We start from the raw sequence: 17,799 nt of genomic DNA, 5'->3' as shown, positions 1-17,799 counted from the left end.
GAAACCCGCGCTGGCCCACCGGCAATACCGCCCCACCCAGCGACGATCTGTGACGCCCGCCCCACCCGGCCCACAGGCAGCGAGCCAACCCCAACCCAGCCCCAACGCACCCGCAACCACCGGCGCAGCGCAGCGCGCCGCCCCCTGCCGACTGTCGTGGATCACAGGCCCGCACCCCTCCCCGAGCCGCACCCGAACACCCCGCCGCGACCACTTCGCGGCAGCAGCCAGCGGCGAAGCGCAGCGAGCCTTCCCTGACCCCAGCCACCCACCGGCCAACAGGCAGCGAACCAGCGCCGGCCCGGCCCCCTCCCCCGCCGCTGCCAGCGCCTTGGACCCGGAGGGTCCGAGACGAAACCCGCCCTGGCCCACCGGCAATACCGCCCCCCCAGCGACATGCCGTGACACCCACCCCCACCGCCCCTCAGCCAACAAACCCTAGGCGGCGGTGCTGAGGGGCAGGGAAATGAGGCCCCGCAGTACGGGGTTGGGCTCGCGGTGCGGGGTGCCGGCCAGGCGCAGGCCGGCCTGGTGGCGGGATAGGTGGGGGAGCGTGGCGCGGGGCTGGGCGAGGTGGAGCGGTTGGCCCAGGCAGGCGTGCGGGCCGCGGCCGAAGGCGAGGTGGGGGTTGGGGTGCCGGTCGAGCCGGAGGGCGTCGGGGGCCGGGAAGCGTGCACCGTCGCGGCAGGCGGAGCCGAGCAGCACGGTCACCGTGTCACCGGTGGCAATGGGGGCCCCGGCCAGTTCGGTGGCGCGTACGCACACCTTCGCCTGGGCCTGGGCGGGCGGGGCGTAGCGCAGGAGTTCATGGGTGGCCGTGTCGATGCGGGCGGGGTCCGGGGCCGCATCCTGGAGCTGGTCGGCGGCGGTCGGGTGGGTGAGGAGGGTGAGGACGGCGTTGGAGAGGAAGCGCTGTGCGGTGTTGACGCGGCGAACGTCGTCTGCGACCCGCGACCTTCAACAGTCGACGCGCGGTCAGCGGCCGGGGCCCGGCGCCGACGTCCTTCATCCCCCGGGGCCCAGTGCCGACGTCCTTCATCCCCCGGGGCCCAGTGCCGACGTCCGTCATCCCCCGGGGCCCAGTGCCGACGTCCGTCATCCCCCGGGACCCGACGCCGACCTCCTTCATCCCCCGGGGCCCGACGCAGACGTCCTTTGCAGGACGGCGGAGGCAGCGCGGCGTATGGCGTTGATCGTGGGCAGCGTGCGGTTCTTGGCCATCCAGGCCAGGGCGGCGGTGGCGGGGGGCGCGTCCGACACCTCTACGTAGTGCACGCCGGGGCGGGGAAAGAAGGTCTGCGCGGCGCCGGGCAGGAAGGCCATGGCTTCCCCATGGGCGACGGCCAGGAACAGCGCCTCGACATCATGGACAACCGGCCCGTAGCGCACGGTCGTGCCGTCCGGGCGCGGGTCGACGGCCCAGAAGTTCCACCACGACCGGGGGCATTCGGGCGGGACGTCGACGACCGGGCGGCCTGCCAGTTCGGCCAAGGTGACGCTGGTCCGGTCGGCGAGCGGGTCATCGGCGGGCAGGCACGCCACACGTGGCCCGGTGGCGAGTGTCAAGGTCTCGATGCCCGGCGGCATGGGGGAGAGGAGGAAGGCCACGTCGACCTCGCCCTGGGTCAGTGCCAGGACATGGTGTGCGATATCGAGGCTGCACACATCGAGTTTGAGGTCGGGGTTCCGTGCACGGAGTTCCGCCAGAATGGCGCGCGTGTACGGCTGTTGGGCCTCCGCCCCGATGGAGCCGATCGCCAGCCGGCCCTGGACGCACCGGATCTGGGCCTGTGCGACGTGGCGTATGCGGTCCACCGACTCCACCGCCGTCCGGGCTTCGGGGAGCAGCGCCTGACCTGCCGGTGTGAGCTCCACCCGGCGGCTCGAACGAGCCACCAGATCCACCCCGAGGCACCGTTCGAGAGCACGGATTTGGCGACTGAACGCGGGCTGGCTGATGAACATGCGCTGCGCGGCATTCCCGAAGTGCAACTCCTCGGCCAGCACGACGAACAGACGCAACTGATGCACGCTCGGTTCACGGGAGGAGCCAGTCCTCGAGTCCTCCCCTCCCCCGGCTGGGCCGTCCCCCGCAGAGGTATCCATACCCATCACGGTATCAATCTCGCCTCATTCGGCATCGGCCTTCTCTTTACCCACTCAAGGCGCCTACCCAAAATGGGTCCGGAGCATCTCATTGCCGCGCTGGAACTGCGGAAAGCCCGCACGCTGCCCGCAGTAGCGACGCGATCCGCAGTAGCAACGCGATGTCATCGCATCGGGGGAAGCAATGCCGCTGTCACAACACCACGCGGGCGCCGTGCTCGCCATCGCGTCGCATCCTCGACCAGCCTGGGCCAGGGGCTGGACCTCGGCCAGGGACTGGACCTCGGCCAGGGACTGGACCTCGGCCAGGGACTGGACCTCGGCCAGGGACTGGAGTTTGCCCAGGAGCTGGCCCTGGGTCTGGGCCTGGACCTGACGGGTTCGCAATTGCGCAGGGACGACCACGGAGCCCACGGCTGTGCCGGCCTCCCTCCCTTCCTCCCTCCCCCGCCAATGTTGTCCATGAAGGCGCATTCACCACGCAGCCGCATCGGCTGAACGCCGCCGGGCCAACACACCACCAGCGAAGCCGATCTGTCGGCCCCTGCCGGCAACCAGAAACCGAACCGGCTGCCGACGCTTCGTCAGGCGATGCCGTCAGGCTATGCCGTCCCGCCAACCTGGGGTGCTCTGACGGCAGTTGGGCCAGGGGGGCCGGCTGGGAAACAGGCAGGCCACTGTTCACCGGGCCGTCGAGGCGCCGGGCCGCCGCGGCGTGCCGAGGGCCTGCCGGATCAGCGCGTGTGCGTATACACATCTCGCTCCGAACAACTTGAGCAAATCACTCTGAGGGGTTTAAGCAATGGGGAGATACAGGTTGAGAGAAAGACGCTTTGTCGTCCTTCTCTGCATTATGTTCGCGGCGCTCTTGAATTTTCAGGCACCCGCGACGGCAGCGCCCAGCACGACACCGGGTATCCGTTCCGGCCTGTCTGCCGGCCAGGCAGCGGTACAAAGCGCGTCCATCACCCGCACCGAAGTCCTGGCCAGGGCCAAGACGTGGGTGGACGCGGCCGTTCCGTATGACAACTACAGCTACCGGGACGGATACCGCAAGGACTGCTCGGGGTTCGTCAGCTTCGCCTGGTCGGCCAACACCAGCTATACCACGCAGTCCCTGCCTCAGATCAGCCGGAGAATCACCAAGGAAGAGCTTCTTCCCGGCGACATTCTGCTGTGGCAGAGCCCCAACTGGCCCAATGAGATGGGGCACGTACGAATCTTCGGCGGCTGGCTGGACAACGCTCACTCGCGCTACTGGGTATACGAACAGACGCCGCCCCACACGATGCGCAGTGAGTACGCATGGTCCAGCACGGGTTCGAAGTACCTGCCGTATCGGTACAACAACATTCTCGGCGATTCGCCGTCCGGTGATCGGGTGGTGACGTCGTGGAACGCCGATGGGCGGATGGAGGTCTTCGCCGGCGGGGATGACGGGGTCTGGCACACCTACCAGACGTCGCAGAACGGCGGCTGGGCCCCTTGGGAATTCTGGGGCGGCCCGAAATCGGCCAACCTGGCCTCAGCACGCTCCGCCGACGGCCGGGTCGAGATCTTCGCACTCAACACCCAGACCTTCTGGCACCGCGTCCAAAAGAGCCCCAACAGCGGCTGGCACGACTGGGAAACCAACTTCGGCGGCGGCGGATACGGACTGACCGTAGGCCAGAACAAAGACGGCCGCCTCGAAGTCTTCGCCTCCAACGGCGGCGGCATCTACCACCGCTACAACACCAGCGAGCAGCCCTGGTCTTCCTGGGAATCGATCGGCGGACCGGCCGACTCCCGCCTGGCATCCGCCAGTTCCTCCGACGGCCGCATCGAAGTCTTCGCCCTGAGCGACAGCTCCTTCGGACACCTCGTACAAAAATCCCCCAACAGCGGCTGGCACCCCTGGGAAAACTTCGGCGGCGGAGGCTACGACCTGGCCGTCGGCACAAACAAAGACGGCCGACTGGAGGTCTACGCCTCCAACGGCGGCGGAATCTACCACCGCTACAACACCAGCCAACAGCCCTACTGGTCCAACTGGGAATCCTTCGGAGGCCCCGGAAACTCCAAACTGGCAACCGAACGCTCCTCAGACGGACGCATCGAACTCTTCGCCATCAACTCCACCACCGCCCAGCACATCGTCCAAAAGAGCCCCAACAGCGGCTGGCACAACTGGGAAACCAACTTCGGCGGACCAGGAACCGACATCACCGCCGGCCACAACGCCGACGGCCGCCTCGAAGCCATCGCCTCCAACAGCGGCGGCATCTACCACCGCTACAACACCAGCCAACAACCCTACTGGTCCAACTGGGACCACCTCAACGGCCCCGGCCCCGGCATCGGCTGAAGAAGAACCCAGCCACTGATGTCGACATGTGCCTCGCATTGAGTCGCTGAACCGGGCATTCGCTGAACCGGGCATTCGCCGAGCGCCGAAACGGCCTCGGCGAGTGCCCGGCATCGTTTGTGGGCCACGGTCAGCAGCAGGCCGACGGCTCGGCGTCCACAGTTCGGGCGGCGTGTGGCACGCCTCGCTCGGCCGGACGGCCTAACCGGCGTGCTCGGCACGGGCGGCTCGTCTACGTTTTCCTCGGGCTCGCAGCCGCGCTGCGCGGCCACGTCCTTTTGGCCCGCAGCCGTTTTTCCACTCGTGGCCGGCTGTTCGCTTGTCCGCACTGGCCGATCCGGCAGGAGTTCGTCGTGACCGACTTTTTCAATCCCAAGGTGCAAGAGGTGAACGCCTACACCACGCGGGACTGCACCGCGTGGGTGAGAATCGCCGCCAAGTACATCAAGTACCACGAGAAGCATTCCTGGCTGCCGTCGAGTTTCAGCAACATCATCCTCAGCATGGGGCATGTGGGCCACAGCGGGAAACAGCTCGATGTGGGGGATGAGACGGTAGTTCTGGTGGGGGTCGGGAAGCTCAAAAAGGGGCAGAAGCTCTTCGTCGTGTCCTATACGCCGGTCAGCGGCGGCCACGAGGACGCCAATTTGACGGCACAGACTCCGCACGGCGCCGTCGCGTACGAGATGCTGGTCCCCTCGAAATCGGGCAGTGACCTCAAAATGCATCCCACGAAGCAGCAGACGCCCGCCGGCCAGTGGTACCAGTACCAGCACATCTTCCTGCTGGACACGGACTGGCAGAAGAAGTGACGTCGGCCGGTGCGGGCGGTGCGGGCGGCGCAACGCCGTTCGCACCACGGAGCCGGGCACCCCGCGATATGGGGGCCGTGGGAGCTCCCACCTATAGGTCAGGTCAGCTCAGGTCACGTCGATGGCCAGGCTGTGGCGCATGCCCGCCGCGACGCCGATGATCTTCTTGCCCTCGGCAGCCGCGAGGATCGCCGTGACCTGCCCGTACTCGTCGTCCCCCGCGGCGAGCAGTTCGCCCTGATCCGTCACGGCCAGACTGTGGCCCTCCCCGGCGGCGACCACGGTGACCGTCTTGCCTGCGGCGGCGGCCTTGATGCCCGAGACCTGGCCCTGCTCGTCGTAGCCCGCGGCGAGGAGTTCTCCCTGGGCCGTCACGGCGAGGCTGTGGTACCAGCCGGCGCCCACCGTGACGACCGTCCTGCCTGCCGCGGCGGCCTTGAGCGCCGATACGCGTCCGTCCTCGCCGTCGTAGCCCGCGGCGAGCAGTTCCCCCCGGTCCGTCACGGCCAGGCTGTGCGCCATGCCGGCGGCGACGGCGGTGACCGTCTTCCCCTCGGCGGCAGCCGCGATGCCCGAGACCTGGCCGTGTTCGTCGTCGCCCGCGGCGAGGAGTTCTCCCCGGCCCGTCACGGCCAGGCTGTGGTACCAGCCGGCGCCCACCGCGACGACCGTCCGGCCTGCCGCGGCGGCCTTGATCCCTGACACCTGGCCCTGCTCGTCCTCCCCCGCGGCCAGCAACTCTCCCTGGGCCGTCACCGCCAGGCAGTGCCGCGCTCCGGCGCCGGCGCCGATGGTCTTCTTGCCGACGGCCGCTGCCTTGACGCCCGAGACCTGGCCCTGTCCGTCATCCCCCGCGGCCAGCAGCTCCCCCTGATCCGTCACCGCCAGGCTGTGAAACGGGCCGGCCGCGACCACGGCGATGTTCCTGTCCCGCGCGGCGGCCTTGAGCTGCGGCAGCCCTTCGCCGTCCCCCTCGGCGAGGAGCCGCCCCGCCCGCTCGCCGCCGACCGCGGCCGCGCCGGGCGTTCCGCTCCGCGTCGATGTCATCGCACTGCACCGTCCTTCAACGCCTTGACGCACGGACCCGTACGGCCGAACCAGTCCACGTGACCGCCGGCCCCACCGCCCAACGTAGAAGCAGCGACCTCCCCGAACCCGGCGGACCGCCGCCCGAAGCGGACCAGGAGACACCAGATGGACCAACGCGAGCCCAGCGCACGCCGCCCGCACCCCAAACTCCCCCCGCCCCCGCCCCCGCCCCCTCCCCCGGCCACGCGCTCTTCCGCCGGCCGCGCATCCCCCGGAACGACGCCACGACCTTCACGGCCGGTCCGATCGCGGCCTCGGGCTTGTCCAGGCGCTCGCTGTGATCAGTTGGGCTGGAATTCGGGGTAGAAGGCCGCGGCGGCGGTCGCGGTGTCGGTGTTCCGTGGGAAGAGCGCGGCTTCGTAGGCGCGGATGGCCGCGTCGATGTCCTGCGGGTGGTCGGCGATGGCGTCGCCGAGTTGGCCCGCGTCGAAGAGGGCCCAGTTCGCGCCTTCGCCGTCCGGCGGTGCCAGGTGGGCGGCGTCTCCGATGAGCGTGACTCCGGGTACGTGTTCCCAGCGGTGGCCGATCGGCAGCCCGTACAAGGGGCGGAACATCGGCGGGATGTCGGTGTCCGCGACGAGGGCGACGAGCTCCGGCGCCCACCCCTCGAACATCGCCGCGACCGTGCGGGCGGCAGCGGGGCCGTCGTTGAAGTCGATGCCGTCGAACCAGGCGAGCGGCTGGTCGAACATGGCGTAGGAGTGCAGGGTGTCCGCGCGTTCGCGCTGCACACCGAGGCCGATGCGGGTGGTCTCGTCGTACGCGGTCATCGACCCGCCGCCGACCAGCGCCAGGGTGGCGGGGTGCCGGGTGTCGCTCTCGTACAGGTACGTCTCGACCATCGAGCGTCCGGCATAGGCGGGCGTGGCATCGGAGAGCAGCGGCCGGACCTTCGACCAGGCGCCGTCGGCGCCCACGAGGATGTCGGTGACGATCGTCGATCCGCCGGCGAAGGTCACTTCGTGACGGCCGTCGGCGAGAGTACGAACGCCCCGGACCTTGTGGTCCCAGACGACCGTACCGGCGGGCAGCGACTCCAGCAGCAACTGGCGCAGTTCGCCGCGCTGCACCTCGGGGCGGCCTCCGGCGGGGTCATCGGGCTGGTCCGCCAGGATGGTGCCGTCGGGCGCCACGTCGCGGGACGCCTGGCGGCCTTCGAGGACGAGGGAGCGGAAGCCGTCCATCAGGCCGGCGGCGCGGATTCCGTGCTGCCCGTTGTAGTCGTGGATGTCGAGCATGCCGCCTTGGCCCCGGGCCAGCGCGGACGCCTCCGCTTCGTACACCGTGGACGGGATTCCATGAACCGCCAGGGTCCGTGCCAGCGTCAGCCCCGCCAGACCTGCTCCGATGATCGTGATCCGAGTCATGCATGCCTTCCTTGCTGCTGGTGGGTGAGGCCCAGTTGCTGCCCTGCCCGCGAGACTCCCGAGCCATGCTGGGCCGTGCCGTGCCGGGCCGGGCCGTGCTGGGCCGGGCCGGGCCGGACCCTGCCGAGCCGTGCCGAGCGGGAGCGCCGGGTTACGGAGAGCGGGGCGGCTCGATCCGGGATGCGAGCTGTTCCAGGAGTTCGCGGAGCCGCGTCTGCTCCGCGGCGTCCAGCGGCGCGAGGATCGATTCCTCGACCCGGTCCATGGCCTCCGCGAAACCCTGGATCAGTTCGGAGCCCGCCGGGGTGATACGCACCCGACGGCTGCGCGTGTCGCCCTCCTGCGCCTGGCGCTCCACGAGTCCGCGCCGCTCAAGCCCGGCCAGGAGCCGCGAGACGCTCGGCGCGCTGGTGCGCATAGCCCGTGCGACGTCGCGCTGAATGGCCGCCGGGTTCTTTGACAGGTACGCCAACACGGCGCTCTGCTCGTGCGTGAGGCCGCGCTCCCGAATCCACTCTTCAGCGATGCGCCGCTGCCCCCACACCACCCACCGCATCAGCTCCAACGTGCTCTCACGCTTCAACCCGTCCATGGTTAATACGCTAACTGTTAACGCGTTAACAATCAAGGCCGCGCCCGCTCCTCGGCGGAGTGCCCGGCCCGGAGGCCGGACTGGTCGCCGCGGCGACGATGGTCGATGGTCGAAGACGGCCCTGTCAGCGCTTCGCTGCCGCGCGGAAGAGCTGCGCCCGGCTACGCATCACGCGCCTCCTTCGCCTCCTTTGCCTCCTTCGCCTTCCGCCGCCTTCCGCGTCGGGATGGCGAGGCAGGCCAGAGTCGCGGCCCGGACCACGAGGCCGCCCCACACGGCTCCGCCAAGATCGTCGACGTGAAGGCCGGCCCCCAACTGGCTGCTCAGCCAAGAGGCGAGCAGCCAGATCAGGCTGTCCTGGACGATTCCTATGAGGCCGAGAACGAGCAGCGTGATGGGCGGCGCGCTCCTGATCTCGCTCGGATAGCTGGAGATCAGCTTGTTGACGATCGAGAAAACTATGACGGCCAGGATCACCGACGTGAACAGCCGCTCCCCCAGGGCGATGCCGGTCGGTAGGTACGCGGCGAGGGCCACCCCCAGGAGGGTGCCGAAGGTTATTCGCTTCTGTCTGCCTTCATCCATGATCGTAATCATTGCACCAGGCGCGCGGGCGTCTGTTCGAACGCCCGCGACGGCGGCATCCAGGGCCTTCAGCCGGGTGTCAGACCTGCGGGGTGTCAGCCCTGTCGGCCAGGAAGGAGGGACAGGGCCTGGGAGCGCTGGGCGACGAGGTCGGCGTACGTGCCGTCGCGCTCGGCCCAGCGGTGCATGAGGACACCTTCGACCAGGACTTCGGGCGGGGTCGGGTTCTGGGCGAGCAGGTCCATGACCTCGGTGGCGAAGGCGTCGAGCGGCAGGGCGTGCGGGTTGACCTTCTCCTGGCCGGCGGTGGCGACGGCCGGGGGGACGAGTTCGACGACGCCGACGCCGGTGCCGGCGAGTTGGGCGCGCAGGGCCTCGGAATAGGCGTGGACCGCCGCCTTGGACGCGGCGTAGGTGGGCATGGGCGGGAACGGCAGGAAGGCGATGCCGGAGGTGACGGTGATGAAGTCGCCGACGCCCCGCCCCACCAGGTGCGGGGTAAAGGCGTCGACGACCCTGATCGTGCCGACCAGGTTGGTGTCGATCGTCGTCCGCGCCGCCTCGAAGTGCTCGGGGTCGCGCAGGTCCTCCATGAGCATGACGCCGGGCATCGTCACCACCGTGTCCAGCTCCGGGTACTGGGCGAGTACGGCGTCGCGGGCGGCTGCGACGGAGTCACCGTCGGTCACATCGATACGGAACGTGCCGAAGCCTTCCTCGGCGAGTTCCGCGAGCCCCTGCGGGCTACGGCCGCCGACGGCCACGGTGCTGCCCGCCGCGGCGAACCGGCGGGCCAGTTCCCGCCCGATGCCGGAGGTTCCGCCGACGACGAGAACGGTGCGGTTGGAGAGGTCCATGAGGTCTTCCCTAGAAAATGGCCGCCGGGCCAGGGCCTGGGAGGGCCGGGCCCCGGGAGGGCCGGTGGCCGGTGGCCGGGTGTGGCTGATGAGGTACCGGATGTGGCTGATGAGGTTCTGCCGTTCATAGATGATCCGAAGGAACGGCCTGACATCAGTCTTGACGGAATCCGCAGTACGTGGCAGGGCTCCCGTTTTCCCTGGCCCTCCCAGGGCCCCCTCTGCGTCGTACGCACCGCATTACGGTGGCGGTATGACCGATAAGCACAGGAGCGGCAGGAGCGGCAGGAGCGGCGAGGACACAGCGCCCGGCAACCGGCTCGGCGGCTACCTCCGCGCCCGGCGCGAACTCGTCACCCCGGAGCAGGCGGGGCTCCCGCCCGGAGGCAACCGCCGCGTGCCCGGCCTGCGCCGGGAGGAGGTCGCGCTCCTCGCCGGCATCAGCCCGGACTACTACCTGCGCCTGGAGCGGGGCCGCGACAAGAACCCCTCCCCCCAGGTCCTCTCCGCGCTCGCACGCGTCCTGCGCCTCGACGACGTCGAACGCACGTATCTCATCGGCCTCGCCGCCGCCCGCCCCAGGGCGCCGCGCCGCAAGCGGCCCGAGCACGTACCGGCACGGGTGCACGAACTGCTCGCGCACCTCCAGATCCCCGCGTTCGTGGAGGGGCGCGCGTTCGATGTCCTGGCCTCCAATCCGATGGCCGTCGCGCTCTCGCCCCGTCTGCGGCCCGGCGAGAACCGGCTGCGCTCCCTGCTCCTCGACCCCGAGGAGCGGTCCTTCCACCAGGACTGGGCGCAGGCCACCGCCGAATTCGTCGCGGCCCTGCGCACCAGCATCGGCGATGACACCGACAACCCGCGGTTCGTGGAGCTCGTCGGCGAACTCGCCCTGTCCAGCCAGCGGTTCCGGACCCTGTGGGCCCGCCACGACGTGCGCCTCCTCGACGGCGGCACCGCCACCGTCCACCACCCCGCCGTCGGCGAACTACGGCTCCACCGCGACAAACTACCCATCGCCGACGTCATCCTCGTCGTCTACTACCCCGACAAGAACAGCGACAGCGACGAGAAACTGCGGCTCCTCGCCTCGCTCTCCCACCCCGGCCCCCAGCCCGAGGGCCCCCACCAGCCCAACGGCGGCCTGACGGAGGGCAGTCCGGCAAACGGCAGCCCGGCTGACGGCAGCCCGGCTGACGGCGTTCCGGCAAACAGCGGCGGCCAGGCCCAGGCACCCGTCACGCCAGAAGGTCCCGCCAGCGGTCCGCCGACTCCATCATCTCCAGGCTGACCCGCTCCAAGAACGCCCCCGCCTTGGCCAGTCGCCGCCCCACGGCGCTGTCGGGCCCGGCCGACTCCGCCGCCGCCAGCGCGGCCCGCGCCGAGTCGAGCGTATGCCGCGTGCTGAGTACGACGGAGTGGTACAAGGCGTCGTCATCGACCACGTAGACATCGCGCCGCCGTCCCGTGTCGCGTTCGCGCCGGACGTAGCCGTTCTCGACGAGGTAGTTGACGGCCACGGAGACAGAGGCGGGGCTGACGCGCAGCCTGCGGGTCAGCTCGGCGGCGGTGCGCCGGCCGTCGTCGGACAGCAGAAGGTCGACGTGGACGCGCGCGATCATCCTCGGCAGGCCCGTACGGACCGCCTGCTCGATGATCTCCGCCACCGCCCCCTCGTCAACCTCCCCGGCCTCCCCGTACCCCCCAACCGCCTCGACCTCTCTGTACTCCCCCGTCTCCCCCGCCCGACCCTTCACCGCGCCCACCGCGCCCACCGCGCCCACCGCCCCGGCCCCTCGTGCCCCGGCCCGCACGCCTGCGCGCGCCCCGGCCCCGTACGCGACCGTCGGCGTGCCGCGCCGCGCCCGCTGGACCGTGGCCCGCTGCGCCTGCTGGGGCTGGTAGCCGCGGGGGCCGCCGTTGCGGCCGATCTCCCGGCTGATCGTCGAGGTCGGCCGCTCCAGCCGGCGCGCGATCTCGGCGTACGAGAGACCGCCGGCGAGCCCGGCGGCGATGCGCTGGCGCTCCTGCTGGGTCAACCGTTCTCCTGGCATGCCGACAGTATTGCCTTCACCCTCCCCCATTGCAATGGATCATTGCATTCGAGCGCAGCCTCATTGCATCAATTTAACCCTTCCCACCAGGCATTTCCTGTACTTGACAGTTGACGGCCGCTTCCGCACCGCCATAACTTTCGCTCATCGCCAAACGCGTACTATCGCGAGTTGAGGAGCGGCCATGAACGCACCCACGTACACCGTCCCGACGTTCCCGTCGGCGCGCGAGCCCGGCCGTCCCTTCGACCCGCCGGCGGAACTGCTCGACGCCCGGCAGCACGGCCCCATCAGCCGCTACACCTTCCCCGGCGGCAAGGCCGGCTGGCTGATCACCGGTTACGACCTGGCCCGCTCGGTCCTGGCCGACTCACGGTTCAGCTCGCGCAAGGAACTCATGCGCTACCACCCGACCATCGACTACGGGGACATCGAGGTCCCCCCGGCGCCGCCCGGCGAGTTCGTCCTCATGGACGATCCCCAGCACAGCCGCTACCGCAAGCCGCTGATGGGCAAGTTCACCGTCCGGCGGATGCGCCTGCTCACCGAGCGCGTCGAGCAGATCACCGCCGAGCGGCTGGACGCCATGGAGCAGGCCGGGCCGCCCGCGGACCTGGTGACCGCGTTCGCCAAGCCCATCCCGGCCATCGTGATCTGCGAGCTGCTGGGGGTGCCGTACCAGGACCGGGACTCCTTCCAGAGCAACGTCGAGTCGTTCATGAACGGGGAGACGAGCGACGAGGACCTGATGGCGGCCTACACGGCGACGCAGGACTACCTCGCGCGGCTGGTCGCCGACAAGCGCGCGAACCCCACCGACGACGTGCTCAGCGACCTCACCGACACCGACCTCACGGACGAGGAGCTGAGGGGCGTCAGCCTGATCCTCCTCGCGGCCGGGCTCGACACCACGGCGAACATGCTGGCGCTCGGCACCTTCGCCCTGCTGCGCAACCCCGCGCAACTGGCCGCCCTGCGCGCCGACCCCGACCTCGCCGGCCAGGCCGTGGAGGAACTGCTGCGGTATCTGAGCGTCGCGAAGACCTTCATGCGGGTGGCGCTGGAGGACGTCGAGGTGGGCGGCCGGACCGTCGAGGCGGGCTCGCCCGTGATCCTCTCCCTCCACACCGCCAACCGCGACCCCGAGCGCTTCACCGACCCCCACGCGCTCGACCTCGGCCGTCGGTACAGCGGCCACCTCGCCTTCGGTCACGGCATCCACCAGTGCCTGGGCCAGCAGTTGGCCCGCGTCGAGATGAAGGTCGCCTTCACCGCCCTGGTCAACCGCTTCCCCACGCTCCGCCTGGCCATACCGGCCGACGAGGTCGCCCTGCGGCCCGAACTCGCGGACATCTACGGGGTGAAGAGCCTGCCGGTCACTTGGGACGCGTGAGCTGGACGAACGAGGGGAGACAGCGGGGCGGGGCAGCAGCTCAGTACGGCAGCTCACGGCCGTAGACAGCGTACGTACGGGCGTACGGCCCCACGCCGCCGCGGCGGTGTCAGCGCGCCAGCGAGACCGCGAACGGCTGAAACCCTCGGCGGCGCAGCACGTGCGGGGCGAGCAGGACGAGCGCTTCGGTCGCGCGGGCGGTGGTGATGTCGCCGAGGTCTTCGATCCAGTCGGGGCGCCAGCCCAGGTCGCCGAGGAGGCCGGCGGTGACGGCCTTGGCGTCGGCGTCGTCGCCGGAGAGGTAGGCGGTGGGCGGGGTGGACAGCGCGGCCGGGTCGGTCATCACCATGAAGAGCATGGTGTTGAGCGTCTTGACGACCCTGGTGGCGGGCAGCGCTCGCTGAAGCTGCTCGGCGAGGCTGCCGTCGGGGTAGCAGAGGCCGGCGGGGAGCCCGTCGGGGCCGTGGTGGGTGGCATTGGAGACGTCGATGAGGATCTTGCCCGCCAACTCGTCCTCCAGGGCGGCCATACGGGCCAGAGCGCTGTCTCCCGGAGTGGCGTTGACGACGATGTCGGCGCCGGCCGCCGCGCTCCGCTGGTCGAGGTGGAGGATCGCCGGGCCCGCGTCCGGCTCCCGCTCCGCCGATGGCGCGGGGGCGGGGCCGGGGTCGGGCGACTCGCGGTGCCCGAGAGCCACTTCGTGGCCCGCTTCGGCGAGCTTACGGGCGAGGCCGCTGCCGACGCGGCCGGCCCCGAGGATGCCGATGGTGGTCATGACGGATTGCTCCTTGTTTGGTGATGGTTCGTCAAGTACGTGAAAGAAGAGTCTGGTTGATCACATGCCGACGTTCCCGTGGCGCGATGGGGCGTCAGGAGACCTCGGACAGGACGTCGACGGCGGCGGCGTGGATGCCCGGGGCGGCGGCCAGGAAGTCGGGGCTCGCCAGGGTCCACGGGGCGCCGTGCACGTCGGTCACGGCGCCTCCGGCCTCGGCGACCAGCAGGGCTCCGGCGACCAGCCCCGAGCGGACGTCGGAGAACTGCCAGAAGGCGTCCGTGCGGCCGGCGGCGACGTGGATGAGCTGCAAGGTGGCGGGCACGGAGACCCGGACGACGAGGCCGGCCGTCAGCATCCGCGCGACGGACGAGCCGATCCGGCGGAACGTGCGCTCGTCCTCGCCGGGCCGGGCCTGGCCCGTGCCGGTGAGGGCCGCGCCCAGGTCGGTCTTGGCCGAGACGTGCAGCGGCACGCCGTTCAGACGGGCGCCGCCGCCGGCCACCGCGGTGTAGTCGTCGCCGGTCAGCGGCGCGTGCACGACGGTGAGGACCGGCTGGTTGTCGCGTACGAGGGTGGCGGTCACGGCCCAGTCCGGCATGCCGTGCACGTGATTGATGTTGCCTTCGGCCGGGTCGACGACCCACCACTCGCCCGGCGGCAGCGCGCCGCCGGCGAGTTCGTCCTCGGCCCACCGAGCCTGCGGCCGGGCCGCCAGCAGGGGGGCCTTCAGGACGTCGAGTACGGCGTCGTCGTTGGCGTGGATCGCCGCGACGATCTCGTCGGTAGTGGCGGCGCGTACGGCGGCGGCCCGCGGCTCGTACCGCTCCCGCAGCCGGTCGCCGGCGGCATGGACGGCGGCGGTGACCTGGGCCAGCAGGCCCTCATCGAGGTCGAGGGCGAGCGCGGGGGCAGAGACGGGGGCGGGGGCGGAGGCAGGGGTGGATGGCATGGGGTACTCCCGGAGAAACGGAGGGGGATGAGGAGGCGGAAGTGGATTTCGCCTGTTCCTCGAACGTAGGCACCCCGCCGATTAACAGCAAGTGCATGCTCGTAAGCCTTAGCCTTACTCACATGCAATTGGATCTGAACCTGCTCACCGCGCTCGACGCCCTCCTGGAAGAGGGCAGCGTGGCCGGCGCCGCCGACCGGCTGCACGTCACGGCCCCGGCGATGAGCCGGACCCTGGGCCGTATCCGCCAGGCCACCGGCGACCAGATCCTGGTCCGGACCGGCCGCACGATGGTGCCCACGCCGCACGCGCTGGAGCTGCGCGCGCGGGTCCACGACGTGGTCCAGCAGGCCCATCAACTCCTGAGCCGGGACCGGGAACTGGACCTCGCCACACTGAACCGGACGTTCACCATCCGCTGGCACGACGCGCTGGCCGCGGCCTGCGGCCCCGCCCTGCTCGCCGCCGTCCACCGGCAGGCCCCTGGGGTGCGGCTGCGCCTGCTGGCCGAGTCCGGCTCGGACACCCCGGAGCTGCGGCGCGGCGAGGTCGACCTGGAGTCGAGCTCCGCCGAGCCCGCCGCGCCCGGCATCCGCCACCAGCTCGTCGGTGAGGACCACCTCGTCGCGGCGGTCCGCCCCGGTCACCCGCTGGCCGACGGGCCGCTCACCCCCGAGCGGTACGCTGCGGCGGAGCACGTCACCGTCTCCCGGCGCGGACGGCTGCGCGACCCCGTCGACGACGCCCTCGCCGCCCTCGGCCTCGACCGCCGGGTCATCGCCGCGGCCCCGAGCACGGCGGCGGCCTTTCCCCTCGTCCTCGACACCGACCTGGTCGTCACCGTCCCCCGCTCCGTCACCGGCCCGGCCCTCCGCACCGCCGGCCTGCGCCCGCTGCCCCTCCCCGCGCCCCTCGCCATGCCGCCCATCCCCCTCCACCTCGTCTGGCACCAGCGCCACGACAACGACCGCGCCCACGCGTGGCTCCGCGCCCAGGCCAGGTCCGCCGCGCGGGCGCTGTTCGTCGACTAGGGCAGGGCCCCGCCCGACGGACAAGCCGGTACGGGGTACGTACGCCAACGGGCCCCGCCCCTCGACGTGAAGTCGGTGCGTCCGTACGTACGCCGACGGGCCCCCGCCCCGACGGAGAAGTCGGTGCGGGGGCCCGTAGAGGCGTAGGAAGCGCGGGTGAGGCGCAGGGGAAGCGCGGAGCGGCGGGGCGCGTCAGACGCGCTCGGACTCGCGGCCCTCGCTCTGAGGGCCCGTGCCCTTCGCGCCCTCGGCCGCCGTGCTTGCCGCGTCCGTCGCGGAGCGCTTCCGGCCCGGGAGGAGGAAGGCGACGATCACGGTGCCGATGCCCAGGACGACCGCGCCGACGACGCTGGTGTGGGCGACCGAGTCGGAGAACGCGGAGCGCACGGCGTCGGCGAAGGAGGCGCCCTGCTGGGGGCCGAGCTTGGCGCCGAGCTGCTGGGCCACGGCCAGGCCCGCACCCACCGAGTCCTGGGCGACGCCGAGGACCTTCTCCGGTATCTGCGCCCCGGCGGCGGCCGACTTGGCGGCGGCGTCGGCGAGGTTGTCGGAGTAGGTGTTGGCCAGCACGGTGCCGAGGACGGCGATGCCGAGCGAGCCGCCCAGCTCGATGGAGGTGCTGTTGACCGCGCCGCCGATGCCGAGCTGGTCCTCCGGGAAGGAGCCCATGATGGCGTTGGTGCAGGGCGACAGGGACAGACCGATGGCCAGGCCGAGGACGATGAGGGGGATCACGAAGTCCCCGTACGTCGAGTGCGCGTCGACCCGCGTGAGCAGGGCGATGGCGACGGTGCCGACGGCCATGCCGAGCGCCACCGTGACCTTCATGCCGAACTTGGGCGTGAGCAGCGCCGTCAGCGCGCCGCCGACGAAGACCGCGCCGGCCAGCGGCAGCATCCGCACACCGGTGTCCAGCGGCGAGTAGCCGAGGACGAACTGCAGGTGCTGGGTGAGGTAGTAGAACGCGCCGAAGACGGCGAGGAAGAAGAGCGCGACGGCGAGCGTGGACCCGGCGAAGGCGCGGCGCGCGAAGCGGCGCACGTCCAGGACGGGGCACGGGTGGCGCAGCTCCCACAGGACGAAGCAGACGAGGCCGACGGCGGCCACGACGGCGGCGGTGATGGCGGCCGCGCCCCAGCCGAAGTGCGGGCCCTCGATGATCATGTAGATGAGCGAGCCGACCCAGATGACGGAGAGCAGTCCGCCGATGTAGTCGAGCCGGTCGCTGTGGCCCGCCTTGGACGGCGGCACGAGGAACAGGGCGCCGAGGATGCCGAGTACGGCGATCGGCACGTTGATGAGGAAGCTGGAGTTCCAGGAGTACTTCTCCAGCAGCGCGCCCGCGACCAGCGGACCGGCGGCGATGCCGAGGCCCGCGGTGGCGGTCCAGATGGTGATGGCCTTGGCCCGCTCGGCGCGCGGGAAGGTCGCGGCGAGCAGCGAGAGCGTGGCCGGCATGACGAAGGCCGCCCCGATGCCCATCAGCGCGCGCGACGCGATCACCGCGTTCGAACTGTCTGACAGCGCGCCCGCGACGGAGGCGACGCCGAAGACCACGAGGCCCAGTACGAGCGCGCCCCGGCGGCTGTACTTGTCGCCGATGGCGCCGAGCAGCAGCATCAGCGCGGCGTACGGGACGGTGTAGCCGTCGATGACCCACTGGAGGTCCGCGCTGCTCAGGTTGAGGTCGAGGGTCATGTCGGGGGCGGCCACCGTCAGGGTGGTGTTCGCCATGACGATGATCAGCAGGCTGAGGCAGAGCACCCCCAGCGCTGCCCAGCGCTTTCCGTACGGCCGGTCCATCTTCTCGACCGGCGTCGACATGACGACGCGCATCCG

At 70.8% G+C, this 17,799-nt stretch carries 16 protein-coding genes; 5 read left to right on the top strand and 11 right to left on the bottom strand.

Annotated features, from left to right (window positions below; genetic code table 11):
* Positions 1-438: 438 nt before the first annotated feature.
* Complete coding sequence (locus IF55_RS27865; protein ID WP_078645323.1) at positions 439-825, bottom strand: cytochrome P450; 387 nt, start codon at positions 823-825, stop codon at positions 439-441.
* 300 nt (positions 826-1,125) lie between these two features.
* On the bottom strand, positions 1,126-2,031 hold the full coding sequence (locus tag IF55_RS27860) for a LysR substrate-binding domain-containing protein (protein WP_030889782.1): 906 nt from the start codon (positions 2,029-2,031) through the stop codon (positions 1,126-1,128).
* A 928-nt stretch (positions 2,032-2,959) separates the two neighbouring features.
* Here IF55_RS27860 and IF55_RS27850 point away from each other — a divergent pair.
* Positions 2,960-4,453, top strand: a complete 1,494-nt coding sequence (locus IF55_RS27850; protein ID WP_157854537.1) for a DUF8189 domain-containing protein — start codon at positions 2,960-2,962, stop codon at positions 4,451-4,453.
* Positions 4,454-4,806: 353 nt separating this feature from the next.
* A complete protein-coding gene (locus IF55_RS27845; RefSeq protein ID WP_030889788.1) occupies positions 4,807-5,265 on the top strand; it encodes a hypothetical protein in 459 nt (152 codons plus the stop codon).
* 108 nt (positions 5,266-5,373) lie between these two features.
* Here the strand turns inward: IF55_RS27845 and IF55_RS27840 are convergent, their stop codons facing one another.
* From IF55_RS27840 to IF55_RS27820, 5 genes are all read right to left on the bottom strand, one after another.
* Entirely contained in the window at positions 5,374-6,312 is a 939-nt protein-coding gene (locus IF55_RS27840) for an RCC1 domain-containing protein (RefSeq protein ID WP_048832559.1), read from the bottom strand.
* A gap of 323 nt (positions 6,313-6,635) precedes the next feature.
* Complete coding sequence (locus tag IF55_RS27835; protein ID WP_030889791.1) at positions 6,636-7,721, bottom strand: FAD-dependent oxidoreductase; 1,086 nt, start codon at positions 7,719-7,721, stop codon at positions 6,636-6,638.
* Positions 7,722-7,872: 151 nt separating this feature from the next.
* On the bottom strand, positions 7,873-8,313 hold the full coding sequence (locus tag IF55_RS27830) for a MarR family winged helix-turn-helix transcriptional regulator (RefSeq protein WP_030889793.1): 441 nt from the start codon (positions 8,311-8,313) through the stop codon (positions 7,873-7,875).
* 168 nt (positions 8,314-8,481) lie between these two features.
* Positions 8,482-8,898, bottom strand: a complete 417-nt coding sequence (locus tag IF55_RS27825) for a phage holin family protein (RefSeq protein ID WP_051776226.1) — start codon at positions 8,896-8,898, stop codon at positions 8,482-8,484.
* A gap of 95 nt (positions 8,899-8,993) precedes the next feature.
* Positions 8,994-9,755, bottom strand: a complete 762-nt coding sequence (locus IF55_RS27820) for an SDR family oxidoreductase (protein WP_030889797.1) — start codon at positions 9,753-9,755, stop codon at positions 8,994-8,996.
* A gap of 253 nt (positions 9,756-10,008) precedes the next feature.
* Here IF55_RS27820 and IF55_RS27815 point away from each other — a divergent pair, with 253 nt between their 5' ends.
* Positions 10,009-11,046: a helix-turn-helix transcriptional regulator gene (locus IF55_RS27815; RefSeq protein ID WP_078645321.1), complete on the top strand. Its 1,038-nt coding sequence runs from the start codon at positions 10,009-10,011 to the stop codon at positions 11,044-11,046.
* On the opposite strand, the gene IF55_RS41520 is transcribed toward IF55_RS27815, so the two are convergent.
* Positions 10,994-11,809 carry a helix-turn-helix domain-containing protein gene (locus IF55_RS41520; RefSeq protein ID WP_030889800.1) on the bottom strand — a complete coding sequence of 272 codons (816 nt, stop codon included), beginning with the start codon at positions 11,807-11,809 and terminating at the stop codon, positions 10,994-10,996. The two genes, IF55_RS27815 and IF55_RS41520, sit on opposite strands and share 53 nt — an antisense overlap.
* 184 nt (positions 11,810-11,993) lie before the next feature.
* Between IF55_RS41520 and IF55_RS27805 the strand changes: the two genes are divergently transcribed.
* Positions 11,994-13,202 carry a cytochrome P450 gene (locus IF55_RS27805; protein WP_030889801.1) on the top strand — a complete coding sequence of 403 codons (1,209 nt, stop codon included), beginning with the start codon at positions 11,994-11,996 and terminating at the stop codon, positions 13,200-13,202.
* A gap of 109 nt (positions 13,203-13,311) precedes the next feature.
* On the opposite strand, the gene IF55_RS27800 is transcribed toward IF55_RS27805, so the two are convergent.
* Complete coding sequence (locus IF55_RS27800) at positions 13,312-13,977, bottom strand: NADPH-dependent F420 reductase (RefSeq protein WP_030889803.1); 666 nt, start codon at positions 13,975-13,977, stop codon at positions 13,312-13,314.
* Between the two features lie 94 nt (positions 13,978-14,071).
* Positions 14,072-14,929 carry an inositol monophosphatase family protein gene (locus tag IF55_RS27795; RefSeq protein ID WP_048832555.1) on the bottom strand — a complete coding sequence of 286 codons (858 nt, stop codon included), beginning with the start codon at positions 14,927-14,929 and terminating at the stop codon, positions 14,072-14,074.
* 122 nt (positions 14,930-15,051) lie between these two features.
* On the opposite strand from IF55_RS27795, the gene IF55_RS27790 reads away from it, so the two are divergent.
* Entirely contained in the window at positions 15,052-15,960 is a 909-nt protein-coding gene (locus tag IF55_RS27790) for a LysR family transcriptional regulator (RefSeq protein ID WP_030889807.1), read from the top strand.
* Between the two features lie 192 nt (positions 15,961-16,152).
* Here IF55_RS27790 and IF55_RS27785 read toward each other — a convergent pair whose 3' ends face one another.
* Positions 16,153-17,796: an MFS transporter gene (locus tag IF55_RS27785; protein ID WP_030889810.1), complete on the bottom strand. Its 1,644-nt coding sequence runs from the start codon at positions 17,794-17,796 to the stop codon at positions 16,153-16,155.
* Between the last annotated feature and the right edge of the window lie 3 nt (positions 17,797-17,799).

Source organism: Streptomyces varsoviensis, from assembly GCF_000718635.1.
Classification (GTDB): Bacteria; Actinomycetota; Actinomycetes; order Streptomycetales; family Streptomycetaceae; genus Streptomyces; species Streptomyces varsoviensis.
The sequence above is the reverse complement of the archived record's forward strand: the minus strand, read 5'-3'. Positions and strand labels throughout refer to the sequence as shown.

Excerpts from the sequence above, each read along its gene's own strand:
- IF55_RS27820 (WP_030889797.1), bottom strand. The coding sequence starts at position 9,755 with ATGGACCTCTCCAACCGCACCGTTCTCGTCGTCGGCGGAACCTCCGGC.
- IF55_RS41520 (WP_030889800.1), bottom strand. The coding sequence starts at position 11,809 with ATGCCAGGAGAACGGTTGACCCAGCAGGAGCGCCAGCGCATCGCCGCC.
- IF55_RS27800 (WP_030889803.1), bottom strand. The coding sequence starts at position 13,977 with ATGACCACCATCGGCATCCTCGGGGCCGGCCGCGTCGGCAGCGGCCTC.
- IF55_RS27795 (WP_048832555.1), bottom strand. The coding sequence starts at position 14,929 with ATGCCATCCACCCCTGCCTCCGCCCCCGCCCCCGTCTCTGCCCCCGCG.
- IF55_RS27830 (WP_030889793.1), bottom strand. The coding sequence starts at position 8,313 with ATGGACGGGTTGAAGCGTGAGAGCACGTTGGAGCTGATGCGGTGGGTG.
- IF55_RS27785 (WP_030889810.1), bottom strand. The coding sequence starts at position 17,796 with ATGCGCGTCGTCATGTCGACGCCGGTCGAGAAGATGGACCGGCCGTAC.
- IF55_RS27805 (WP_030889801.1), top strand. The coding sequence starts at position 11,994 with ATGAACGCACCCACGTACACCGTCCCGACGTTCCCGTCGGCGCGCGAG.
- IF55_RS27835 (WP_030889791.1), bottom strand. The coding sequence starts at position 7,721 with ATGACTCGGATCACGATCATCGGAGCAGGTCTGGCGGGGCTGACGCTG.
- IF55_RS27825 (WP_051776226.1), bottom strand. The coding sequence starts at position 8,898 with ATGGATGAAGGCAGACAGAAGCGAATAACCTTCGGCACCCTCCTGGGG.
- IF55_RS27840 (WP_048832559.1), bottom strand. The coding sequence starts at position 6,312 with ATGACATCGACGCGGAGCGGAACGCCCGGCGCGGCCGCGGTCGGCGGC.
- IF55_RS27850 (WP_157854537.1), top strand. The coding sequence starts at position 2,960 with ATGTTCGCGGCGCTCTTGAATTTTCAGGCACCCGCGACGGCAGCGCCC.
- IF55_RS27815 (WP_078645321.1), top strand. The coding sequence starts at position 10,009 with ATGACCGATAAGCACAGGAGCGGCAGGAGCGGCAGGAGCGGCGAGGAC.
- IF55_RS27790 (WP_030889807.1), top strand. The coding sequence starts at position 15,052 with ATGCAATTGGATCTGAACCTGCTCACCGCGCTCGACGCCCTCCTGGAA.